Here is a 24,520-nt window from a genome sequence, read left to right on the forward strand (position 1 = left end):
ATGGGCCGCTCTTTCAAAGTCGGCGGCGATATGTTTATCAAGAAACCATTCTCCTGCGAACGTCTTCTGGAAATTGTCAATATTATCCTGATGTCCACCGGCAAGCATTAAGCGAAATCGCTTGCCTCTCCGGTATTTCCTCCTTATTCTTCAGTTTGTAACCATCAATATTCCGGCGATTCTGCATGAATCTGTCGGGGTATTTATGTGTAATAATAACCGGACAGAAGGAGGTAATATGTCAATCCTGCAGAAGACCTATCTTGCCTCAGTTGGAATCTATAACCTTTCGCGCAAAAAGGCGGAAGAGATTATTGATTCACTCATCAAAGCCGGGGAGATAAACAGTTCGGAACGGCAGCAAGCGATTCTGGAACTGCTGGAGAAAACCGAAAAGTCGGCCGGCCGGATGGCGAGCAAACTGAAGAAGGAAACCGGGCAATTACAGAAAGATATTGACCGAAAAGTCAGTAAATTCAAACTCGCCACCAAGAAAGACCTCGAAAAACTGAGCAAGAAAATCGACCAGCTGGCAAAGGCGCTGGACAAGAAGAAGTAATCGCAACTATTCGGTATCGCCGCATCACGGTTTAGCCATGCATAAAGTCAATCTCCTGGGATATACCGTAGCCGACCTTGAGAATCTGATGCAGGAGTTGGGACAGCTTCGATTCAAGGGACGGCAGCTGTTCAAATGGCTTTATGCGCAACGTCAGCCTGACTTTTCCCGGATGACCGACATTTCCAAAAGCGCCCGGGCGGCTCTGGCGGAGAAATTCTGCTTCAAAGGACTTGCCGCTGAAAAAATTTCCCGCTCCACTGACGGCACCGAAAAATACCTCTTTCGACTCGATGACGGCAAACTGATTGAAGCGGTAATGATTCCCGATGAGGCGAAAAGGACTGTCTGCATCTCCAGTCAGGTTGGCTGCTCCCTGGGATGTCTCTTTTGCGCCACCGGCAAAATCGGATTTGGAAGAAACCTCACGGCCGGAGAGATTGTCGGGCAACTTCTCTTTTTGCGCCAGCGGTTTGGCGATTCCGCCTTTCAGAATATTGTATTCATGGGTATGGGTGAGCCGCTGCTTAATTATGAAAATGTCCTGAAAGCAGTGAGCATCATTACTTCCGAAATCGGTCTGGCTGTTGCCGCCCGCAAGATAACTATTTCCACCGCCGGGGTGGTTCCCAAGATACTGGCTCTGGCTGACTCGGATACTAAAGTGCGCCTGGCTATATCATTGCATGCCGCCACCGACGACAAGAGAGGGCGTTTGATGCCAATCGCCAGGGCATACAACCTGGAGAGACTGATGGAAGCGGCGAGATATTATGCCCTGAAAAGAAAAAGGCGGATTACTTTTGAGTACATTCTTTTCGAGGGATTCAATGATTCTATACAGGATGTCAAAGCGCTCTCCAAACTGATTCGCGGCATTCCCTGCAAAATCAATATTCTCGCCTATAATCCGGTCGCGGGTTTCCCCTTTCGGCGCCCCTCTGAGGATAAAGTCAATGAATTCGGAAAACAGTTGTATCCGCGGGCTCCCGCGGTTACTGTCCGCAAAAGCCGGGGGATCGATATTGACGCCGCCTGCGGGCAACTTGCCGGAAAATATCAGTCATGAATTCTGGAGGTAAAATGCAGAGTTACGTCTTCGGTCTGAAAATTTGTGTCATCCTTCTTTTCTCTGTCAGCGGAGCGGTCGCTCAGGAGTTTGTCGTAGCCAATCCCAATTTCGGCTCGCTTCAATGGGGCAGACAGACGATAAATACCACGATTGCAAACCAGGTTGATGACTATCGCTTTGTCATAGCCTTGTCTCAAGTGGAATTCGAAAATATGCCTGGCTCCTCCGACCGGCGAGGCCGTCTGGTAACCATTGTTGACCCGCTCCAAACCATGACGATGGCGATTCCGGTGGAAATCCCCGAAAATTACGGCACGGCCCTGGTTACGGTCACTCTCTATAACGTGGTTGACACTTTGGACAATCTCCTTCCCTCTCAGAAATTCGCTTCGTTTGAGCACCGTCAGTCATTCCAGATTCCGTCAACTCTGCCGGCCGACCTTTCGAATATCACCTCCCCTCCTTATGCCCATCGCTGGGGCGATTTCGACAATGATTTTATCCGTGCCCTGATTGTGATGGCAAAACGGGGTATGACACCGCAGGAAATGGCCGCGCGCACCGGCGCCGAATCCACCGCCATCAAATCGCAGCTTGAAAGGCTCGTCAACCGTGGATATCTCAAAGCGGTTGATTCAATATATGCTCCCTTGAACGCCGTCATCGACACCAACGACCTTGCTCGATTGCTTCCCGAGGTGGACCGAACCGTTGAAACGCTCTATCGTCTGTTTCAAACAAAGCTCCCCGAATACGACCGATACCTTGCCCGCCTCGCCGCTGAAAAAAAAGTCGCCCGTGACGGCACCTCTGTTCTTGACGTCACCTCCGTAATTTATCATAAATATCCTTTCATTTCCGCCATTTTGCTCTGGAGCAAAATAGGGGTGGAGTTTATCAATGACGGCAAGCCATTCAATATTTTTGCCAATGAAGGGATGGAACGAGGAAAATATCTTCGCTCTGACCCCTGCCGGGCAAGAATGGGCAAGTATAATTACCTGGTGGTCGGACCCGAAGATAATGCCGGTAAAACGTTTTATTATTATTTAAGTGACGACGGCGCCGGTGGAGATATGTTTTACTTCGGCGCCAACGAAGTCGCCATAGATTGCCACGCCTTCCTTGACTCCATAAGCGGCGCTCCCCGCTCCTTCGATTGGACCTCTTTTGCCGCCCGCCAGCCGACCTATTTCCAGTACGCCGATTCCACCATAAAACTGGTCATGCCGTTCTTTGGCGAGGAATTGACCCGAGCCGCTCAGACTCTGCGCGCCAGTATCGAGGAGAGTTATAAATCTCCCACCTCCCCACTGGCTATTTATGGCGTGCGCTATTGGGCATGGAATCTGGTAGTTTCTCGGCTTATCGAGCGATTGGAGCAGGCTAAATTATTTGAGAAAGAAGGGGATGGTTTTTATCACTTTCAGAGGGTGGTTCTACAATGATGCAAAGAAATTTTCTATTTCCGGTTGCTATGATTATCGTGTTGGCGCTGCTTCTGGGCGCCTGCGCTAAGAAAAATCCGCCACGAGACGAGATTCCGGTAATCAAAAACCTGCTTGCCCGTCTGGAAACGGCCATTAAAGAGGGGAATGCCGCCGCCATTGATTCCCTGATTATGGCGCAGTCATACGAACACGGCTACAACTCCACGTCAATTCTGGAGAAGATAGATACTTATCTAAACGGTCGGGAATTCTTCGGATTCGGACATCGGGAATTCTTCTATACAAAAACGGAAGGGGTTGTGAAATGTGCCGTCAAAGCCGACAGCGCCGATGCCGGCCAACCGGTCGAGATTATTCTGGAGAAGGTGGACGAGAGCTGGCTGGTCAAAAAGTTTGACCTGAAATAAAAAAGCCCCGTCAAAGGCGGGGCTTAAATTGCTGCGGCTGGCTTATTCCAACTTCTGTCCTCGCGCTTCCCCGCTCTGGAGAATTTTGGAATATTCGGTTTTGTTCTTGAGAAGGTCCAGCGCCTGCACCACGCCCGGGTCGCTCTTGAGAATTATGCTCTCATAAACTCCCCGCTCGCCGTTTATCTTGGCGACTATCTCGCGCTTAATCGCCCGCTTGATATAATCGAGCGATTTGACAAAGTCGGCTTCCTTCTCTTTCTTAATCTTATCTTCAAAAGCCATAACCGCCGGGTTGAAAAGAGTATCCTTGTTCTCTTCCTTCACAATTTCCTTAATCTTATCCAGAGAAACTTCCAGCGAGGTCTTATAACTGAAATTCTTGCTCTCCAGATAGGAACGAAACTGCTTGATGATTTCGTCGGTGATTTCGATTTCATTGGTGGCATCGGGATGGGATGCCAGATATTTCACGGCGAAATCAAAGAACATTGCCTGACGCTCCAGGTTTATCTCCAGCGGCTCCAGATACGGGTCGCGCACAACTTCAACATCAGGCAGTATCCCGCCGCCGCCATATACAGGCCGCCCTTTATTGGTGAAATAGACCTCTTTCTTGGAGACCGCCATGGAGTCGGTCACTACCGAGTCAGCTGTTTCTTCTGCTTCGGAATCGGTATCAAACATGGCATGGGCGGAGCTTTTCTTCTCCTTATCCGGTTTCTGGATACAGCGGCCCGACGGCACATAGTACTTGGCAGTGGTCAGTTTTAATGCCACCTGGTCATCGGTGCCGACCGGGAATATCTGCTGTACCAAACCTTTGCCGTAAGTGGGGTGTCCCATTATTACGCCACGGTCCCAATCCTGAATGGCGCCGGCAACAATCTCAGAGGCAGAAGCGGTGCCTTCATCAACCAGAACCACCAGCGGCTTATCAGGATATAGCGGCAGACGGCGCGAATAGTAACGCCGCTCAGAATCGGCATACTTCCCTTTTGTATAAACCACCAGTTTCCCTTCCGGAACAAACAACTCCGCCGTCTCGACCGCCTGCTGGAGAAGTCCTCCGCCGTTGGAGCGAAGGTCAAAAATCAATCCTTCTATCCCTTTGCTGTTCAGGTCGGTGATGGCATCCACCAGCTCCCGGCTGGTTTCCTCGGCGAAACGCGACAGCCGAATATAGCCTACATTCGAGCCTTCAATCATTCCGTAATAGCTGACTGACTTCAGTTCAATTACCGCCCGTTCCAGTTCAAATTCAAGGAGATTGGCTATTCCCTCACGTCTTATTTTCAAGTTGACTTTGGTTCCGCTCGGACCGCGCATCAATTTAGCGGCATCCGCGGTGGTCATCTTAAACGTCGATTGGCCATTTATCTCATAAATCAGGTCGCCCGATTTAAGCCCACGCCGGTAAGAAGGGGAGCCCTCCATAGGAGTAACAATTATAATATGGTCATCCCGGGCATCAATCTCCATCCCCAACCCTTCATACTTCCCGTGGGTGCTTTCCATCAGCTGGTCATAGGAGCGTTTTTCCATCAGAACCGAATACCGGTCCAACCCTTCCAGCATCCCCCGAATTCCGGCATTAATCAGCTCCTCGGTGTCGATATCTTCCATATACCGATTCTTGATATCATAAACAGTCTGATTAAACTTCTTTATCTCTTTAAAAAGAGTTTCCCGGGTATCCTGAGTGTTGACTTCCGAGCCGGCGGTCGGGACTTCATCCAGATTAATATGAACGGTGTCGGCAAGGATAATGGTCTTTGTTTCCGGCGGAGCCACCGCTTCACCTGTTCCAACCACCCAGATCAGCCCCAACAGGAACGCTGTCAGGGAGAATATCATCATCGTGAATCTTTTCATATCCTTAACCTCCAATGGAGTGACCTTGTTTTCAATCTACCTGTTTACATCCCATTGTCAAGCAAGATAAGAACCGGCGTGTACTCTATCTGCTTGCTAATTTAACAGTTATTCTATCATTTTGGTTTCACTTATTTAGACGGACGGCGGGCCGGAATATCAACTGATTATCTGCTAACAGGTTGAAATAAGGGAAAGGTATATCATCATTCATATATCGTTCCATCGCTCCTTCTCTCGCTCTAACTTATTATACGATAGAGCTTAGCGACTTCTATGAAAAGCCCTGCAATATTTCTGTTCAGTGCTGAAACAGGCTGATGCCACTCAGTATTTCTTTTCCCACGGTTGACTTCAGATTCCGATACCGCTATTTTATCCTATGCCTTCAGCCAGTCTGCAACTTGATTCATAACCAATGAAATTGAATAGCATAAGATTCCTGATTTTCGACCTTGACGGGACCCTTGTCGATACTTCACGCGGTGTCGTGCAATCGGTTAACGCCACTCTTAAGTTTTTTGGCGAGCCGCCTCGAACCGACCGAGAGATAATCAAGTTTATCGGTTTCCCTCTGCAGGAGATGTTTTCCGCTTTTTCCAGTAAGCCATATAACCTTCTCTGGCAGAAATTTCAGGAATTGGGTAAAGATGTTATCACAGAGTCGGCAATTGCCATAGACGGGGTAACTGAGACGCTGGTTGAACTCAGAAAGCGCGGTTATCGACTTGGCATTGGGACGACCAAAATTCATTACCATCTGGAGAAAATAGTCCGGAAATTTTCCTGGCAAGAGACCTTCGAAGCGCTGGTCGGCGCCGATGATGTCTCCCGAGTTAAGCCGCACCCCGATGCCTTTCTCAAGGCGATGGCAATACTAAATGGGTCTGAGACGAACACTTTGATTGTCGGCGATACTATCAACGATATTCTTGCCGCCAAAGCGGCATCGCTTCCGGTCGCGCTGGTAGAATCTCCCTACGGCAATTCCGATTATCCATCAACCGCCGCGCCCGACCTGAAGTTGAAGAGAATTTCAGACTTATTGTCCCTTCTGCCGTAATTACGATATGCTGACGCTTAAAATCGGACGGAGGTTTACAGCTTTGTGATTTACCGTTTTACTTTTGAGACCCCCCTGGGACAAATGGGGTCGGTGGCAACGGAGCGGGGCATTGCCCTCTTAATCTTGCCGCCCTGCAAGTCGGAGTATATCAAGCAGTGGCTATCCCGCCATTATCCGGCATCTCCCGTAGAAATCGGAGGTGATGACAACCGGAGGCTTGCCTCGCAAATAAATGAATATCTGCGGGGTGACCGGAAGAGGTTTGAACTGCCGCTGGACTTACAGGTTACCCCATTCCAGTCAAGAGTTCTGCAGGAGGTGGCGCAGATTCCCTACGGTCAGACCCGCTCGTATGGGGCCATCGCGGCGCGCATAGGGAATCCCGATGCCGCCCGCGCCGTCGGCGCCGCCAATGCTAGAAATCCTTTACCGCTGATTATCCCGTGTCATCGGGTGGTCGCCGGGAATGGTCTCGGCGGTTACGGGGGAGGCGCCGCCATGAAATTGAAATTACTAAAACTGGAGCAAGACAACTTTTAATTAAGGACCAACTATGGACCAGAGATTGCATATGCTCGCCCGGGTGCTGGTCAATTACTCACTGGGCATTAAGCCGGGGCATCTTATGAAAATTCAGGCGGAACCGATTGCCGCTCCGCTCATTGCCGCCGTTTATGAGGAGGCATTGCGTCAAGGAGCCCATATCTTTACCGAGGCTGTCTATATTGACCTGCGAGAGTCACTTCTCCGCTACGGCTCTGATGAACAGCTAATGTATTATTCTCCTATGAAGCAGCTGGAGGTGGAGAAAATCGATGCCATGCTGAGCATCTGGGGAACCACCAATACCAAATTCCTCAGCGGCGTTGACCCGGCCCGTCAGCAACTTCTGAGTAAAGCGGGCCGACCATACGTGGAGCGCTTTTTTGCCCGTCAGGCTGAAGGCACTCTGCACTGGTGCGGAACGCAATTCCCCACCGAGGCGCATGCCCAGGATGCCGAAATGTCTCTGCGGGAATATGAAGATTTCGTCTTCCGCGCCGGACATCTTCACGAAGATGACCCGGTCGCGTATTGGAGAAGTGTGGAGACCGAACAGGATAGATTAGTCAAGATTCTCAACAGCGTCGATTCGCTTCATCTGCGCGCCGAACAGACTGACCTGAAATTAAGAGTCCAGAATCGCAAATGGATAAACTGCTGCGGCAAGGAAAACTTCCCTGATGGCGAGATTTTCACTTCGCCGATCGAAGATTCCGTCAATGGCACCATCCGTTATAGTTTCCCCGCATTTTACGGCGGACGGGAAGTCCCCGGAGTCAGACTGACTTTTAAAGAGGGTGTTATTACAGAAGCCAGGGCGGAGAAATATGATGACTTTCTCCAGTCTATGCTGGGCACCGATGAAGGCGCCCGGCGGCTCGGGGAATTCGCCATCGGAACCAACTACGAGATTAAGAAGTTTACCCGCAATACCCTGTTTGACGAGAAAATCGGCGGCACCTGCCATTTGGCTATCGGTGCCTCTTTCCCCGAAGCCGGCGGCAAAAACAAATCGGCCATTCACTGGGATATGGTTTGCGACCTGAATAACGGGGGAGAGATAGAAGCCGACGGAAAAGTAATTTACCGCAATGGCGTCTTCACCATCTGATACAAGAAAGCCCCGCGACAAGGCGGGGCTTTTTACAGTCGCATCAGGGTCCCGGCGGGGGACCTGACTTATACAGATAACTTATCAGATAGGTGATATCGAGAATACTCAGGTCGCCTGATGAATCGGCATCCGCGGAGCGGACTGTAGGCGGCGCTGCCCCTCCCTTGTATAGATAAGCCAGAATAAACGTGGCATCCAGGATATTGATTCCTCCGGAGCCGTTGGCATCACCCCGCAATCCTCCTTTGCAAATCACATACCCTTGCATCACGCGGGGCGCAAAGGAGAGTATCGGGCTGGTGAGCCTTATGGAGCGGGTGCTGACAGTTACTGAATCTATCACCGCAAATTCACCCGGGGTCGCTCCCCCTTCGGCAGTGAAGTAGAGCTTGGCGATTTCTCCATAACCGGGGCTCAACTGCGGCGCTCCGCCACCATTATTCGCCACCATTTCAAAACTGACCTGCTTGGTGAAATTATTGAGATAATATGGTTGCAGCAGTTCAAAATAACTGGTGCGCGCTCCAAACTTTATCGAGTCCAGCGTCAAATCCAGAGCGCCGGCGAAACTCAGCGGTAATGTAATAACATTCATCGCCTGTGTATTTCGAAGATAAACCGATACCCCCAGCTTACCACCGGCATCAACGGAATCAGTTACAAACATCACAGTATCCGCCACCACCGCGATATAGCTTTCTTTGACCCGCGTCAGTGTTCCTTCGCTTGACTGGACCACCAACGTAACATCATAAAGGCCCAAGGCATCATAGGTATGAACAGGATTCTCTAAACTGGAGGAATCGCCGTCTCCAAAATACCATTTCCAATCATAAGCCGAAGAAATAGAACTGTCGGTGAACTGGACCGTCAAAGAATCAAACCCGATTCTGGAATTAGTCCTGAAATTGGCGCCCCAATTGTACGCTTTGACCAGGTCGATTATTCCCCAGCCGTAATTATTATTGGGAGAGCCAGCCTGACTCGCGGTCTGCATCAGGGCGCTTCGCACCTGCAGTGGTGTCAAGTATGGATTGGCGGATAGAAGCAGCGCCACCCCGCCGCCGACTATCGGGGTCGAAAGAGAGGTCCCGCTGGCGGTAGTGTAAAAGGTGTTCGATGACGTCCCGGCGCAATAAGTATTGACCCCTTGCGCGCTGACTTCCGGTTTGATTCGACCATCGAAAGTCGGTCCCCGCGATGAAAACTGGGCTATATAACCAAGGGCATCGACCGCTCCGCAGGCAATTATATCAAAAGCGTCTGCCGGAGCGCTGAGCGTTCCTACGGAAGGACCGCTGTTTCCCATGGAATTGCAGACCACTATTCCCAGGCCTGCGGCTGTTCCGGCCGCTATCGATGTAATGGCGGTCTGACCGTCAAAACTGGAGTAAGAATACCAGTCGGAATAGCCGAGCGAAGAAGAAATCACATCCGCTCCCAGGCCATCCGCCCACTCCAACGCCGCCACCCAGTTGTCTTCTTCCACCGGTGTCTCGCTACGAACATCTTCGGTCTTGGCAAGCAGGAAAGAGGCGCCGTAAGCTGGTCCATAGAGAGTTCCAGCCGTTTGACCACCCAGGGTGGACCAGGTCAGGGTGCCGTGATTATGTTGACTGGAGGCGTCGCCCACCTCGTTCTGGGTATTGCCGTCGTCAAAGATGAAATCGTACTCGGCAAGCACCCTTGATTCGTTAAAGGCGGCGGCAAAAGCCTGATGACTTTTCAGGTATCCGGTATCGAGCATCGCCACAATCACTCCCGAACCTTTGAATCCGAGGTTATGCATCGCCGGAGCGTTGACCATTTGCAGCTGATTGTATGATGAGCCGTAACTCAGGGCATCAGCCGCCATTGGTTTGTACTGGGGCAGCACCGATTCCGGTTCCGAGGTAATCTCTCTTTCCGGGAAGTAACCGGCAACCGGTCTTATATTGTTCACAAAAGGTAGAGCCGCGATTTCGTTTAAGCGAGAATGGGGAATCTCAAAACTGGCCGCGTTCAACCAGCGGGAGGCGCGACGAAATTTGGCGCCTGCCGCCACAATGGCATCTATATATTTCTGGCTGACCGGCAGGTCGGCAAAGGTCACCCGGTCCAGGCCGACTTTCCTGCGGCGGGCAAGGGCATGCTCATCAATCTTCACCTGACTGGCGGCGGCCGCAAACTGCTCCTTACGGACGATTCCTTTATCATTAAAGAAAACCCAGACGCGCGCGGTCTCCGGATTCTTTGATTTCAGAAACGCCGCCACCGGCGGGGTCAGCACATCGGTCGCCTTTTCTAATATGACCGGCTCCGATTTGAAAACCGGCAATATTTGATTCTCTGAAGCGGCTGTCCCGGACATCAATGTTAACAGGGAACACAAAGAGATTAACTTCCAATTCATCGGTTGTCCTTCCTATGAGGGCGGGTAATCGTGGGGCACTCTAATCGTTATTTAAGAATTTACAGTTTTCGTTCTTAATGTCAATATTTAGTTGCCAGAAGACAATCTGTATAGGGGATTCCCCATACTAAATCGCCTAATTTGCGCCAAAATATCCCGACATCAGCGGGCCGCAAGCAACCTCAAATCTCATAACCTCTTATCGTCCAATTAAGTTTCCCCTTTTACTCACTTCTGTCATTTTTTTTGGTGGGAAGGCACTGATTCTGCGGATTCTTGCCTTAGAAATTCGACCAGGAAAGGATATTGATATATGTTTAAGCGAATTCGGCAGATGAAAGGTGTGACCATGGTTGAGCTGCTCGCCGCTGTGGTCATTATCGGGGTCATAACCTCCATGGCTGCCCCGGAATTCGAAAGGTCCATCCAGAGGATTAAATTCCGCTCCGAAACCAAGAACCTTCTCTCTACGATGCGGACCGCCCGGTCTCACGCCATCGCAGAGAAAAGCCAGTACGGGATACATTTCGACGGCAACGCCCGGGTCATTACCCTGTTCAAGGATATCGCCAATCCCAGCAATCTGGCATATGACGTCGGCGCCGATTCGGTTCTCCGCGTTGACACCCTCCCTGTGGAGTTCAGCTATCTTTATGCCTCTTTCCCCAATTCGGCTTTGATATTCCACGCCAACGGGACTGCTAATTCCACCGGCGATGTCTTCATGATATCAAATCCCACGGGGACGGTTAACCTTACGCAACTCAATGTCTTAGCGTCAACCGGACGCTCCAAAATACAGTATATCCATAATTACTGATAGCTCCCTCTTTCTCATCCTCCGGTAAACCCCCTGTCGCCTCACGGCAGGGGGTTTTTTGTCGCCAAAATTAATTTCCGATTGATGTTAAAAATTTGAACGGATAATCCGATAACATCAAAGAACATACCGTGCCCAGCCGGGAGAATTATGAGAAGCCCTTATTGAGTCAAGCGGATAGATGTTAATTTTAGGGAATTAATGACGATAAGAAATTAAGATGAACAAAAAGAGCCTTATTAAATAGAAGAGACGCCTATGTTTTCTTTGAAAAAGAACAAGAGTACGGTCGGCCTGGATGTCGGGGCCAGTTCCATAAAACTGGTGAAACTCGACCGCCACAAGGACGGTCTGGCTGTAAGCGCCATGGGCATCCGGGAATTGCCCCCGGAAGCGATTGTCGCTGACGAGGTCAAGGATAGAGAAGCGGTCATCTTTAATATTCAGTCCCTCGTCGACCAGATCGACCCGAAAATCAAGGATGTCGTTATCTCGATTTCCGGTTTCGGTGTCATCACCGACAAATTCATGATTGACAAGAAATCGGGCTCCGAAGCCGAACAGGCAATACTGTTTGAAGCGGAACAGCGGTCTCCTTTCGACGTTGAAGACGTCACTCTCGACCATCATGTAATCAAAGTCGACGAAGAGACAAGGAAAGCGGAAATTCTTCTGGTCGCCGCCCGAAACGAATTCCTCAATTCGTATGTGGAACTTATCATGGATGCCGGTCTTCAGCCGGTGGTGGTTGATATTGACGCCTTCGCCACTCTCAATGCCTACGAATACAACTACGAAATCGACCCCAGCCGGATAACGGTGCTGGTAAATCTCGGCTATGATGTGACCAATATTCTTTATCTCAGCGAAGGGCTGTATCATTCCACCCGCGATATTTCGTCGGGCACTCGCGAAATCTACAACGCCATTCAGAAAGAATTCCGCCTTAACGCGGAACTGGCAAATAAGGCTCTCAAAGGTGAAATGAAAGACTCTATCGACCAGGATATGCTCAAGGCGACCATTATCTCGGCCTCGGACGAACTGGTCTCGGGCCTGGAACTGGCTTTCTCTTATTTTAAGACCCAGGCGAAGGTTGAAAAGATTGACTGGATGGTTCTCAGCGGCGGCGGCGCCCTGGTGCCGTACCTCCCGGAATTCTTGCAGTCGAAACTGAATGTCCCGCTCGAGATTCTCAATCCCCTCCGGAATATTGACTTCGACCCCGATATGTTCCACTATCTATCGCCGGAGAAAATCGCGCCGCTTCTGACCGTTCCAATCGGGCTGGCGATGAGGAAGACGAGGTAATGATATGATAAACATAAACCTACTTCCCAAACAGTATCTTAAGCGGACAGGCGGCATCAGCTTAGGCAAGCATGGAATATATGCGGTCGCAGCCGCCTGCGGTGTCGTTCTCATGCTGGGCGCCATCACCCTCTACCAGTTGCACCAGATGAGAGAGCTGAACGGTCAGATGGAAATCGCCCGTTCTCGCACCATGCAGCTGCAGAAGGATATCCAGATGGTTGATGCCCTCATTGATATTAAGGGCAAGATAACCAATCGTATGGAAGCGGTGGAGCGCCTCGACCGTCATCGCAGCTCCTGGGTCCGGATTTTGGAAGACCTCAGCCGCAATCTGCCGGAATTTGTCTGGCTTTCCAGTTTTGTGGAGTTGAAAGATAAGAATCCGGCGCAAGCCGCGCCTCAGAAGAGCAATGTTTTGGCGTCGCCCGGCAAGCAGACCCCGCCGCCTCCTCAGGCACAAACGACTCCGGTGGCGGCGCCGGTTGACCCCAACGGGCCGGTAGTTAAGCCGGCTGAAATTGAAGGGTTTGCTTTCACCCTCAACGCCCTGGCTTCGTTTATGATAAAGATGATGCGCTCCAATTACTTTGAGGATATCGACCTGGTCTTCTCAAAGGAAATCGCCATCGGAAAGCAGAAAGCTTATAATTTCAAACTGACCTGCAATGTCCATTACCTCTCCGACGAAGAACTGGAGAAGATGGTCTTGCAGAGTGTAAATGAAACTCCCGATGACAATATAAATTAGAGAGTAATACCATGGATTTCAGAGACCCTAAAGTTCAGAAGATTGCGCTCGGCGTGGTGGCATTCTTTGTTGTGGCGTACTTTTGGTACTCCCGGCTTTATTCCACTTACGATGCGCAATTGACCAGTATGACGCGGGAATATGAGACGATGATTACCAACTTGAAAAATGTCGAGTTGAAATCGAAGTCCCTGGATGCTCTCAAGATTGAATACGAAGACCTTCTTGCGAGATACCAGGAAATCGAACAGCTGCTTCCGGAAGTGAAACAGATTCCTTCCTTCCTGGTGCAGCTGCATACCGCCTCATCACTGACCGGCACAAGAATTACCCGCATTGAGCCGCAGCCGATTCAGCCGGAAAGTTTTTACAATGTCGCCAGTTTCGAGGTGGAGATGACCGGAACCTATCATGATTTCGGCAAATTCATTGGTTATGTCGCCAATTTCCCGTTCATAGCCAATGTCTCCAACATTAAACTGACCTCGCAGACGGTGGCAAAGACCGGCCAGCCTCAGCCCGACGAGAAGAAAACGGTCGGTTTGCATAAACCGACTCTAACGGCAAGCTTCATCCTCTCGACCTATTTCGTTAAGCCGGAAGAGAGGTTGCAGGAATTGGCTATATAGAGGAGGATGGAGTAAATATGAAAAAGAGATTTAATATAGCGATACTTTTAATCCTGGCTTTCAGCGCCGCCTCGGCGCTGGCGGAGTCCGGGGTCGAAGCCCTGCACCTGCGAAAGATCAATAATGAAACGGTTCTTAAGATTGACCTCTCCGGACCGTTCCAGTTTTCGCATCAGTCGGAAGTGGCAAAGGACGGCAAGCCCAATCGAATTATTGTCGATCTCTTCCCGGCGGTGCATAAGCTCGGTCACAAGGTTTTCGCCCAGCTGCCTCCATCACTGGTGACTTCTATCAGAACCAGCCAGTTTGCGGTGCAGCCGGAAAAAGTGGTCCGCGTAGTGCTGGACCTGCAGGAACAGGCGATTTACCGCATCGAAAAAAGCGGCAATTTTATATTCATTTACATTCCGGACAACAGCCCGGACTTTGCCGAGTGGGCGAGCAACAATCAGCCTGAAACCGCCAAACCGGTGGAAAAGAGTGTTACCGAGCCGGCAGTTGCCGTAGAGCAGCTCAGCCAGCCGACCGAGACGGCGGTAATAGAGAAGCCGGCGGCTCCGGAAGACAATCCTCCGATTCAGACGCCTGCGGTCGAAGCCATGACTTCGGTCGAGGCCAAAGAGCCGACCGAGACAGTGACGCAGGAAGAGTTATCCCCCGAAGAGCCAAATGAAATGGCGACAGTGGAAAACCTGATGCCGCAGCGAAGCTACAGCAGGCCTCAGCAGTCGCGCTTTATCGAGGAGGAAATGGCAAAGTCGTACTCTCCAGTTGTAGCCCAGGCAGCTCCGCCTGAATCACCGGTACTGCAGCCGGAAATCGAACCGACCGCGGCGATTGCCGTATCTCCAGAAACAACGGAGGCTTCGACCGCAGTGGAATCGACTGTTGTTGCAGCCGTCGAACCGGAAGCAGTTCCGCAGGCGGAATCGGTCGTAGTGCCGACTCCTCAGACAGCCCCATTGCCGGCTGCCGAAACCAAAGTCACCGACAGCTCTGTAAAAGGTTCCGAGGTAGCTCTAAAAACCCAGGACCTCTATCATGATACCGGCGTCCTGGTTCAGGAGATATCGCCCGATGACCTTCCCGCGATAGACCCGACCGCCCTGGCGGAAGCCTCGCTGGAAGACTCTACCGGGCAGAAGCCGACTTCACGGTTTCGTCGCGACGGCTACTTCCCGGCAAAATTGAAAGGGACCATCGTGGCGGAATTCCCGCAGCGAATGGTGATAGAATATGCGCCCGGCGTGTTTCGTGACCCCTTTGAGACACTTATTAATGAAACCAAGCAGAATGAAGGACCTCAGGAAAAGAGAATCCCTGATGTCGAGACCTCGCGCCTGGTTGGCATTCTCGAGTCCTCCAGCGGGAAGAACCGTGCGCTCCTGGAAGACCTCGATGGTTACGGCTATATTCTCAAAGCCGGCGACAAAGTGAAAAAAGGATATGTTGAACGAATAGATTCCGACAAAGCATTTTTCCAACTCTTTGAATACGGGTGGAGCCGCACTATCGCTCTCTACCTGGGTCGAAATTAAGGAAAGGCGGGAAGATATATGAATAGAATAAAGATTTGGCATTCCGGCATCTTGCTTCTGACCTTTTTACTGGTCTTGCTGACGGTTGCCCCAGTCTCGGCGCAGAGCGGTTCCAAAGACCCCTCGGTGCCTATTGAAAACCTGTCGTTCCAGGCGGCCGACATCCGCGCCGTCATCCGCTTCCTGGCTGATTACGGGCAGGTCAATGTGGTCGTGGCGCCAACCGTTCAGGGAAGCGTAACCATTACTCTTCGTGACGTAATGTGGGACCAGGCGCTCAAAATCATAGGCCAGACCTATGACCTGGCGGTCGTTTTTGAAGATGATGGATATATCCGGGTTCTTCCTGCCGCCGACTATCGCAAAGAGCGGACGGAGGAAGAAAAACACAAGCTGGAACAGGAAACATTGACCCGCCTTGAGGTCAAAATCGTCCGTCTGGCAAACACCGCCGCGAACGAACTGGTGGCATCGGTTAAATCGCTCATGACCGATCGCGGCAAAGTTGACGCTGACGCCCGCACCAATTCTTTGATTCTCCAGGAAGTTCCTGAGAATATTGAACGGGTAGTCAATTTCATAAAAGAGCTCGACAGCCCTGCCCGCCAGATAAAAATCTCGGCGCAGATTCTGGAAATCTATTCAACTGACGCCGATGAGCTGGGTATCTATTGGTCGGCCGGCGGCAGTTATGTCCCCAATGACGCCCGCTCCATTACTCAGACTTTTACACAGAATGGCGATCGGGTCACCGACCCCTTTGGCCAGTACAACGTCACCGCTGTACAGAGAGGCTGGGATATCAATGCCACCATTTCTGCCATAGTCAGTAATGGTAAAGGTAAGATTATAGCCCATCCGGAAATCACCACTATCGACAACAAAGAAGCCCGTATTCAGATGGGTCAGCGGGTGCCGGTAAAGCAGTATGACCAGGCCGGCAATGTGGTCATTCAGTTTGAAGAAGTCGGCACCATCCTGAGCGTAACGCCTCATATAACCGCCGAAAACCAGATTCTGATGCATCTGAAACCGGAGCGAAGCACTCTGGAGCCGGATCCCTCCGGTATTATTATCAACACCAATAATGCGGAGACAAACGTGGTTGTCAACAACGGCCAGACCGCGGTTATAGGTGGCCTAACCACTCAGGATGAAGTCGAAGCCGAAGCCGGCATACCGATCCTGAAAGATATTCCGCTAATTGGCGCTATTTTCCGTTACAAGCAGACTTCGGTCGAAAATCGCGACCTGGTCATTTTCGTCACCCCGACCATAGTCCAGAACGACCTGGCGGAGACGACGCCTTAAGAATTATGGGGGATTTATCGAACCCGTCCGGTTCCCGCCGGACGGGTTTTTTTGTGGCTAAAAGAGATTGCGATTCTTCCGATAATATTAAGAGAGTAAAAACGTTCAGCCAAGAGTAAACAACTTAACACTAATCATAAAGAAACAGGAGTCAAAATGTTTCGCAAAGGCATTTATGACGCAACGCTTCGTCTGGCGGTCATTCTGGTACTGCTGGGAATCATCCTCGGCGGCTGCAGTTCCTCGACCAGCGATTCCAACGACCAATCAGCGCTTCAGGTAACCCGGGTCACCGCCAGCCCGACCTCTATTACTGTCGGCTCTACCGCCATCGTAGAGGCGGAGATTACCGATGGCACCAACCCGCTGCCCAATCGGGCGGTGACATTTTCCGTTTCGCCGGCAGCGGCTGGATATTTCACCCCGGCTATTGACACTACCGATGCCGATGGCATTGTGGCGACAGTCTTTACCGCCACGCAGTCTGGTTCCGTGATGATAACCGCGGCTCTTACCACCGCCGTCTATCGCTCGGTGGCTTTGAGCGTGACCTCGCAGCAGGGAAGCGGCTCCGGAAATATCGATATGGCCGTCACTCCGACCCTCTTGCTCGCCGATGGTCAGGCGACTTCACAGGTGACCATTACCGTTAGAGATGAAGCCTTCCAGCCGGCTCCCGATTCCACCGTGGTAAAACTGGTGGCGGGAGAAAAATTCGTAGACGTTGACGGCAATGGTTATTTCTCCAACGGCGTTGATTCCGTGGTTTACGACGCTATTCCTAACGGGCGCTGGGACCCTATCGGCATCATTCCTTCATCAGCGGTAGTAACCGGCGGAAGCGGCCAGGCGGTAGTGAATTATACCGCCGGCACCGAAGCGGTGACCGTTTATGTTAAAGCGACCGTGGCTGACAACGGTATCACCGGTGACGCTGAAGCCCAGCTGCAGTTGACTCCCGATGCCTCCATCGCCAGTATTTCCCTTATGGGCGACCCGATTCACCTTGCCGTCAAATCTACCGGCGGCATCGAAGCGGGACGCCTATACGCCACCGGATATGACGCCAACGGCAATCCGGTTCCGGAAGGACTGCAGATTTCATTCGTTATACTTGATGGTCCCGGCGGCGGGGAGCATCTCGGCGCTGTGGGATATGGTCCTTATGTCGCTGTCACTAACAACATGGGTGTGGCGACCTGCCCTATCTCTTCCGGCACCATATCCGGAACTATTAGAATTAGAGCCTATTCTGATACCGTTCTTTCCAATGCCACCCAGATTATGGTTCATGCCGGACCGCCGGCGAACATCGTAGTCGGCTCCGAAGTCTGCAACGCTCCGTATTGGGGATGGTTAAACAAGCGGGTGACAGTTACCGCGCTGGTTTCGGATGTATATAACAATCCTGTCGCCGATTCCACGGTGGTATATTTCACTTGCGATGAAGGCACGATAAAAGCCCACGAAGCCCGCACGATGGATGAAGAAGGCTTGGCCGGAAGCGTCTGGATTTCCGGATATGATGACCCTGCCGCCGACGGTATTGTGGAAGTCATAGCCGAAACTAACGGCGGCACTCTGGCTGACACCGGATATTTCATTAATTCCTGGATTCCGGCATACATCTGGTTTGTCAATCCTTTCCCGACACATATCAATGCCGACGGAAAGAGCACCAGGGTCTTCTTTGTCGAAGTGCGCGACCTTAATATGAACTTCGTCAATGACCAGACCGAGATAGATATCGAAAGCGAATTTATCAATGTCGCATCCGGCGTAGTGCAGGATGGCTGCAATGCCTCTACCGTCAGGACTTTCATGACCTCAGTCATTCTCGATTATGATTACTCGGTTACCGGTGGGAACGACAATGGTGTCGGCGCCATTGACCTGATCAGCGCCAACTATAAGGGCTTTGTCAATTCCACGGTTGTCTGTTCTCTCCTGACTGGACCGGCATATTATTCAGGGTGTATTCTGGATGCGCCGCAGACGGTCAATTACGGGACCTCGGTACCGTTTTCAGTCACCATCAAAGACCGCTGGGGCAATCCCCTCGGTGACCACACCCTGGTGGCAAGCGTGACCGGCGGCGGCACCGTCAGCAGCGGCACTCAGGAAACTAATATGTACGGCGAAGCCTCCGGCTTCCTGTTCAATGCTCCGACCGATACCACTATCACCTCGGTCATCCTGAGAGTGCAGGACCTTGACCCGCGCGGCAATATTACGCTGACGAAGTCAATCTCCCTGACCAACTAAGTTCACTCCTGTTTTGTTTCGAGAGGGTCATCCCCGCCGGGGATGGCCCTTTATTTTTGATTTAATTGCTTGTCAGATTTCCGCCGCCCGTATAAATTTATGCCATGCGTCCCATCCCCAAGACCGCCTTTATCCCCGGGCCGACTCTCCCTGAGACTATTCTGCACTGCTGCCGCTCCCATAAGGAGAAAACCGCTTTTATAAGCCCAAATAGCGCCCCTTCTGAATTTAAGTTCAAAGATGTTGAGAGGATAGTGACCGGCGCCGCCGGAAATCTTAAGAACAGGGGATTCAAGAGAGGCGAGCGGGCCGGAATATTGTCGGAGAATCGACCGGAGTGGGGGTTGTCGTATCTGGCAGTTCTGGCTGCCGGCGGCACCGTGGTTCCGCTCGATTCCTCCTGGAAAGAGCAGGAATTATTGAGGACTATTCGCTCTTCGGGAGTTACGACTGTTTTCACCACGGCTAAATGGTACCCCTTTCTGCGGGAGTTAAACCTGGCAGAAAATAAGTCCCTGGAAATTATCGGTCTCGATGATATTATTACCCCCAATCTCCTGACGATTTCCTCGGGTCCTCCTTACCTGGCATCTGATATAGACGGGAAAGATATAGCAGCCTTGATTTACACTTCGGGCACCACCGGCGAGCCGAAAGGGGTGATGCTGACCCATCGCAATCTGGTGGCGAACCTGGAGGGGATTGTCTCCGCCCTTGATTTTTATCCTGATGTCCTCTTTCTCTCGGTTCTTCCGCTGCATCATACCTTTGAAGCAACCTGCGGCATGCTGACACCGCTTTCGCTTGGCTTGACCATAGCATATGCCCGTTCGCTCAAATCGCGCGATATCCTTGATGATATCGCTCGCCACCGGGTAACCTGCATGGTGGCGGTGCCGCTGCTGTTTGAAAAGATTTACCTCAGCATTACCAGAAAAATCGAGGAGTTGCCGTTCCCCAAGAGACTGGCTCTGAAAACCCTCTATGGCGCCAGTAATATCGGATGGAACCTTGGCGTGAAAGCCGGAAGGCTGCTTTTCAAAGGACTGCGACATCAGGCCGGGCTCAGCTCTATTCGCTTATTCGTTTCTGGAGGAGCGCCGCTTCCGGCCGAAATCGCCCGCTGGTTCAATCTAATTGGTTTCGATTTCCTGGAAGGGTATGGTTTGAGTGAATGCGCTCCGGTTGTCGCCGTAAATCGCCCTCAGAATATTAAATTCGGCTCGGTTGGCCCGCCCCTTCCCAATATCGAAGTGAGAATCATCGAGCCGTCTCGCGACGGGGTAGGGGAGATTGCGGTCAAGGGAGAAAACATTACTGCGGGCTACCTGAACAACCCTAAGGCTACTTATGACCTGATTCGTGAGGGATGGTTGTATACCGGCGACCTGGGTCGAATGAACGATGGATATCTTTGTATTACCGGACGGAAGAAAAACCTGATTGTCAGCGCCGCCGGAAAGAATATTTATCCGGAAGAGATTGAAGCGGAATTGATGCTGTCCCCCTACATTCAGGAGGCGCTGGTTCTGGGACGAAAACGAAACGGCAAAATGGGGGAGGAGGTCTGCGCCATAATCTTGCCTGATATGGAGCAGATTTCCCATCATCCTCTGGCGATGTCAGGTGGGAGTGATGACAATCTCCTTCGCCGGATTATAAAAGAAGAAGTGGAGGCGGTTAATGACCGTCTCGCCGACTATAAACGTCTGTGCCAGTTCGAAATAAGACTGGAGGAATTTGAAAAAACATCAACTCGAAAGATAAAAAGAAATCTGTACAGCTGGAATGAACAAAGAGAATCAGGGGAGATAGACAATGCGCTTCAAGGCGATAGAACCGGTCGGCAGTAAACTGAAAATTCTTGACCAGCGGCGGCTGCCACTGGATGTCAGATATAGCGAATATGATGATTACAGGGATATTATTGAATCGATAAAGACCCTGGAAGTCCGTGGCGCCCCTGCTATCGGCATCGCCGGCGCCTTTGCGCTCGCCATTGCCGCCCAGGCGGAGGTCAAGACTGACTTGAGTCGTCTGAAAAAAATTCTTATCGACATCGCTCGCGAGATTAAATCAGCCCGGCCTACTGCGGTCAATCTGGCTTGGGCGGTGGAGCGCGCCCTCAATAAAGCCAATCAATATGCCGGGGATAATATCGACGAGTATCGCAGAATTCTCTGGGATGAGGCAAGCCTGATTCTTTCGGAAGATGAAGCCATGTGCCGCGCCATTGGCATCCACGGACAGGCGCTCCTGAAAGGCGGCGATACCGTCTTGACCCACTGCAACGCCGGCGCCCTCGCTACCGGAGGAAGCGGCACAGCGCTGGCCGTCATATATGCCGCCCGCGACGCCGGAAAGAGAATTAAGGTCTTCGCCGATGAAACCCGTCCGCTCCTGCAGGGGGCGCGATTGACTTGTTGGGAATTGATGCAGGAAGGAATTGAGGTCACTCTTATTTGCGATAACACCGCCGGTTTCCTGATGCAGCAGGGGAGGATTGATTGCGTCATTCTGGGCGCCGACCGCATCGCCGCCAACGGCGATTTTGCCAATAAAATCGGAACCTATTCCGTTGCCGTTCTGGCAAAGGAGCATGGCCTGCCATTCTATGTTGCCGCCCCGACCTCTACTTTTGACCCGATGATTGGTTCCGGTGAGGATATTCCTATAGAAGAGCGCTCTTCGGATGAAATAACCAATTGGGGAGGGGTGCGGACCGCGCCGCCCGGCGTACAAACTTACTCGCCGGCTTTCGACATCACGCCGGCGGAATTAGTGACCGCCTATATTACCGATAAAGGAATTACCTGGGGGAAACGGAAAGGGGATTAACCCCTTTCCATTATCCGCAACTTATTTCACTGGCTCTCAACCGTTCCATCCCGCCATACGAGCCAGCAACCACCAGAATGCCTTCCCTTTGAGATAGCAGTTGTAGCAGTGTGAATGGGCGCATGAGGGGCATTCCGGGCAGGGATGCTGGGCATAATAGTCGGCGCACCATTCGCAGGCGTCACTGGCATCAGGATAGTAGTTTCCTTCCGGGTCGTAACTTTCAATATCGGCAAAGTCAAACAGAAGTTTGTTGTTGGCGCGACAGAACGCCCGTATCTGATTGTTGCGCTGGTAGAGATTTCCATCAGTGCCGGTTCCATCAAGATGCCCCGTCATATAGATAAATTTTACCTCCGGATAATCGGCTTCAAGGGCGCTCATTGCCTGCAGGTAGATATTAATTCCTTCTTCGGTATTGTCGGAGCAGCCGCCGCACCAGGACCAGACCACGACATTGTATCCGTAACTGCTCTGATTCAGCCGCTCCCGTGTCGGCGCCACCCAGGAGGTATCCCCCAAATGCCCCAAATCATCGCCATATTCGGCAATTTGAAGAGTGCCGGCGCCGTTGTTGAAATCAAGGGAGAGATTCTCTGCGCGCACAATATTCATTCCGGTAATAATCTGGCTGCCGTGCGAGGTATGCCCATAGAATATTTTAAAACTGGCTTTGACGCTGTCAATAATCGCGGTTGGAATATTCTCAAAATCATCAATTACCTGATGATTGGCAATCATATCCGGGTCGCTGGTGCCTCCCGTGGTAGTTTTATTGTCGTCACCGCAGGCGGCATAAAGAAGAAAAAGAAGCAGGATTGATAATATAGCCGCGGAAAAATATCTTGTTGCCATTGTTCCCTCCCTTGCAATAATTTGGACTATAACCAGGCTGTTACTCTTAGTTTCGGCTTCAGAGGAATAATCCTTGAATTATTTGTCCATATTGCGACGCCGTCTAAGATGTTGCCATCCAAGACATTAGGGGGGGGGCGGCAACCTCGGGGGAAATTCCCTGCCGCCATCCTGGACAAGATATATATATCCGCTCAAAAAGACCGGATAACTGCGGTGTCTAATTCTTTCTCAGTAAGGTTATCTCAACCGAAAACGCTTTGCTGTCGGTGGCGTACTGAAGAATAAACTTCTGGAGCTCTTCGGGAGGCGCTGAGAGCAATATGTCGTCGTCAAAAACATCGTGGGCTACCGATGTTTTCCCCTGCTCTATCTGGTTTTTAATATACTCCGCGTCCAGCATATAGATATGCAGGCTGTCGCCGGCAAATTCCAGTTTCGCGAAATTATGTACCGGCAGAAAAGAGCCTTTATAGAGCCCGTTCTTGAAATCTGGCTCTTCGGGGAAGATATCCATAAAGAGATGCTCTCCCAATTTCACGCCGTAAACTTCAAACAGCCCCGGTTCATTATTCTCGGTATAAACCAGCTCCATCGCAAATTCGTCAACCTGAGTGAATTTCCAGAGATTTTCAGTTCCATCTTCCACCCACTCGCCGATAAGCCGCGGTTCGGTCGTCAGGGTTTCTCTGGTATAGAGGGGATGCAGCGAAGGGATACAGCCGGCGAGAAACAGCAGCGAGACCGCCGCCAGAAGCTTACACATTCTCATGAATCCTCCTTGATTAATGACGCAGAAGAACAATTCGGATCTTACATTCAAACTGTGGCGAAATCTACTCAGTATCAAAATCCAAGGGACCTGTCTCAAACCGCTTTCTCAAATTCTCCAAAACATACCCCCAGGCGCGGTCAAAATAGCTGTAAACGCTGTCCCACTTCTCTCCCTGCCCCCAGCCATACTGAAAAAACTCGAGCCGCGTGCTGTCGGGAGGAAGATCAAAAAATCTCAATATCACCTGGGTATGCTGATTCCGCAGCTCCCCGAACTGGGGCGGGGCATTCCAATCAAAGGAAAGGAATTCCATAGGAAGAAAACTCAGGAATCGGCACCCTTCCGAGCCGCGCATGCCGGGCGGCGCTGATGGCACAAAGTAGATTTCAAACGGTCCGCCGACCCGAAGCTCCACTTGAGCCTCCGAGCTCATAAAAGTCTTAACGCCGTCAGTGGTCGTCCAGGCGCGCCAGACTTCGGCTCGCGGCGCCGAAATTACGACCTCTTTTTTCAGCACCTTGTCCGATATCTCTTTGGGGTATCGTGACGGCGACTGGTAGTCGCTCAGTAGCGATATTACCATCGGATAAAGTTCATACTTATGCACCCCTTGAAGCACTGATGGCTCATGCTCCATTATCTGACGCGCTTCCTCTTCCGAGTCGGTCTGCAGTACAATGATTCCGGTCCTGAGTCCGAAACAGGGTCCGGCAAGAATCACCTTCTTCGCCGCGGTCAAATCTTTGAGATATTCAAAATGCTCCGACATTACTTTTTCTTCCTCGGCAGTCATATTGTCAGGCCAGCCGGCGCGAGTCCCTGTCAGATGAACCATAAACTGTGTTTTGGGTGGCATACTGCTTAATTCAGAGGCGGAGTGAATACCCGCCGTAATCGTATTAATCGCAAGAATGATTTCAATAATGAGTCGCAACATCGCAAGAAAGC

The 24,520-nt window shown here is 51.2% G+C and carries 21 protein-coding genes; 16 read left to right on the top strand and 5 right to left on the bottom strand.

Annotated features, from left to right (window positions below; translation table 11 throughout):
* Positions 1 to 238: 238 nt before the first annotated feature.
* The 4 genes from AB1690_00130 to AB1690_00145 are packed head-to-tail and all read left to right on the top strand — an operon-like array spanning position 239 to position 3,489.
* Positions 239 to 559 (top strand): phasin family protein, encoded by a 321-nt coding sequence (locus tag AB1690_00130; protein ID MEW6013711.1) that lies wholly within the window; start codon positions 239 to 241, stop codon positions 557 to 559.
* Positions 560 to 596: 37 nt separating this feature from the next.
* Positions 597 to 1,628, top strand: coding sequence for a 23S rRNA (adenine(2503)-C(2))-methyltransferase RlmN (rlmN, locus tag AB1690_00135; GenBank protein ID MEW6013712.1), 1,032 nt, complete (start codon positions 597 to 599; stop codon positions 1,626 to 1,628).
* 14 nt (positions 1,629 to 1,642) lie between these two features.
* A complete protein-coding gene (locus tag AB1690_00140; protein ID MEW6013713.1) occupies positions 1,643 to 3,079 on the top strand; it encodes a hypothetical protein in 1,437 nt (478 codons plus the stop codon).
* Positions 3,076 to 3,489 (top strand): hypothetical protein, encoded by a 414-nt coding sequence (locus tag AB1690_00145; protein MEW6013714.1) that lies wholly within the window; start codon positions 3,076 to 3,078, stop codon positions 3,487 to 3,489. The genes AB1690_00140 and AB1690_00145 overlap by 4 nt, the downstream gene beginning before the upstream one ends.
* A 42-nt stretch (positions 3,490 to 3,531) precedes the next feature.
* Here the strand turns inward: AB1690_00145 and AB1690_00150 are convergent, their stop codons facing one another.
* A complete protein-coding gene (locus AB1690_00150; GenBank protein MEW6013715.1) occupies positions 3,532 to 5,364 on the bottom strand; it encodes a S41 family peptidase in 1,833 nt (610 codons plus the stop codon).
* Positions 5,365 to 5,782: 418 nt separating this feature from the next.
* Here AB1690_00150 and AB1690_00155 point away from each other — a divergent pair, with 418 nt between their 5' ends.
* Genes AB1690_00155 through AB1690_00165 form a run of 3 tightly spaced genes read left to right on the top strand, consistent with a single transcriptional unit; the run spans position 5,783 to position 8,084 of the window.
* Positions 5,783 to 6,427 (top strand): HAD-IA family hydrolase, encoded by a 645-nt coding sequence (locus AB1690_00155; GenBank protein ID MEW6013716.1) that lies wholly within the window; start codon positions 5,783 to 5,785, stop codon positions 6,425 to 6,427.
* A 45-nt stretch (positions 6,428 to 6,472) separates the two neighbouring features.
* Positions 6,473 to 6,970: a methylated-DNA--[protein]-cysteine S-methyltransferase gene (locus AB1690_00160; GenBank protein MEW6013717.1), complete on the top strand. Its 498-nt coding sequence runs from the start codon at positions 6,473 to 6,475 to the stop codon at positions 6,968 to 6,970.
* Between the two features lie 13 nt (positions 6,971 to 6,983).
* Entirely contained in the window at positions 6,984 to 8,084 is a 1,101-nt protein-coding gene (locus AB1690_00165; GenBank protein ID MEW6013718.1) for an aminopeptidase, read from the top strand.
* Positions 8,085 to 8,127: 43 nt separating this feature from the next.
* Here the strand turns inward: AB1690_00165 and AB1690_00170 are convergent, their stop codons facing one another.
* Positions 8,128 to 10,404, bottom strand: a complete 2,277-nt coding sequence (locus AB1690_00170; protein ID MEW6013719.1) for a S8 family serine peptidase — start codon at positions 10,402 to 10,404, stop codon at positions 8,128 to 8,130.
* A gap of 388 nt (positions 10,405 to 10,792) precedes the next feature.
* On the opposite strand from AB1690_00170, the gene AB1690_00175 reads away from it, so the two are divergent.
* The 9 genes from AB1690_00175 to mtnA all read left to right on the top strand — a co-directional run bounded on the left by AB1690_00175 (position 10,793) and on the right by mtnA (position 21,942).
* Positions 10,793 to 11,299, top strand: coding sequence for a GspH/FimT family pseudopilin (locus AB1690_00175; protein ID MEW6013720.1), 507 nt, complete (start codon positions 10,793 to 10,795; stop codon positions 11,297 to 11,299).
* A 258-nt stretch (positions 11,300 to 11,557) separates the two neighbouring features.
* Positions 11,558 to 12,610, top strand: coding sequence for a type IV pilus assembly protein PilM (gene pilM / locus AB1690_00180; protein ID MEW6013721.1), 1,053 nt, complete (start codon positions 11,558 to 11,560; stop codon positions 12,608 to 12,610).
* A 4-nt stretch (positions 12,611 to 12,614) separates the two neighbouring features.
* The gene (locus tag AB1690_00185; protein MEW6013722.1) at positions 12,615 to 13,361 is read left to right on the top strand and encodes a PilN domain-containing protein; all 747 of its coding nucleotides are present in this window, start codon (positions 12,615 to 12,617) and stop codon (positions 13,359 to 13,361) included.
* Positions 13,362 to 13,372: 11 nt separating this feature from the next.
* Positions 13,373 to 13,990 (top strand): type 4a pilus biogenesis protein PilO, encoded by a 618-nt coding sequence (gene pilO, locus AB1690_00190; GenBank protein MEW6013723.1) that lies wholly within the window; start codon positions 13,373 to 13,375, stop codon positions 13,988 to 13,990.
* A 17-nt stretch (positions 13,991 to 14,007) separates the two neighbouring features.
* Complete coding sequence (locus AB1690_00195) at positions 14,008 to 15,528, top strand: AMIN domain-containing protein (protein ID MEW6013724.1); 1,521 nt, start codon at positions 14,008 to 14,010, stop codon at positions 15,526 to 15,528.
* 18 nt (positions 15,529 to 15,546) lie between these two features.
* Entirely contained in the window at positions 15,547 to 16,839 is a 1,293-nt protein-coding gene (locus AB1690_00200) for a secretin N-terminal domain-containing protein (protein MEW6013725.1), read from the top strand.
* Positions 16,840 to 16,995: 156 nt separating this feature from the next.
* Positions 16,996 to 19,104, top strand: coding sequence for a hypothetical protein (locus AB1690_00205; protein MEW6013726.1), 2,109 nt, complete (start codon positions 16,996 to 16,998; stop codon positions 19,102 to 19,104).
* Positions 19,105 to 19,208: 104 nt separating this feature from the next.
* Positions 19,209 to 20,957, top strand: coding sequence for an AMP-binding protein (locus AB1690_00210; GenBank protein ID MEW6013727.1), 1,749 nt, complete (start codon positions 19,209 to 19,211; stop codon positions 20,955 to 20,957).
* Positions 20,923 to 21,942 (top strand): S-methyl-5-thioribose-1-phosphate isomerase, encoded by a 1,020-nt coding sequence (mtnA, locus tag AB1690_00215; protein MEW6013728.1) that lies wholly within the window; start codon positions 20,923 to 20,925, stop codon positions 21,940 to 21,942. Before AB1690_00210 ends, mtnA begins: the two co-directional genes overlap by 35 nt.
* 36 nt (positions 21,943 to 21,978) lie before the next feature.
* Here the strand turns inward: mtnA and AB1690_00220 are convergent, their stop codons facing one another.
* The 3 genes from AB1690_00220 to AB1690_00230 form a co-directional block, all read right to left on the bottom strand.
* Complete coding sequence (locus tag AB1690_00220; protein MEW6013729.1) at positions 21,979 to 22,797, bottom strand: hypothetical protein; 819 nt, start codon at positions 22,795 to 22,797, stop codon at positions 21,979 to 21,981.
* Positions 22,798 to 23,017: 220 nt separating this feature from the next.
* Positions 23,018 to 23,569, bottom strand: coding sequence for a hypothetical protein (locus tag AB1690_00225; protein ID MEW6013730.1), 552 nt, complete (start codon positions 23,567 to 23,569; stop codon positions 23,018 to 23,020).
* Positions 23,570 to 23,633: 64 nt separating this feature from the next.
* Positions 23,634 to 24,428 carry an SRPBCC domain-containing protein gene (locus AB1690_00230; protein ID MEW6013731.1) on the bottom strand — a complete coding sequence of 265 codons (795 nt, stop codon included), beginning with the start codon at positions 24,426 to 24,428 and terminating at the stop codon, positions 23,634 to 23,636.
* Positions 24,429 to 24,520: the final 92 nt, after the last annotated feature.

It is taken from the genome of Candidatus Zixiibacteriota bacterium (genome assembly GCA_040753495.1).
In the GTDB taxonomy this organism is placed as follows: domain Bacteria; phylum Zixibacteria; class MSB-5A5; order GN15; family PGXB01; genus DYGG01.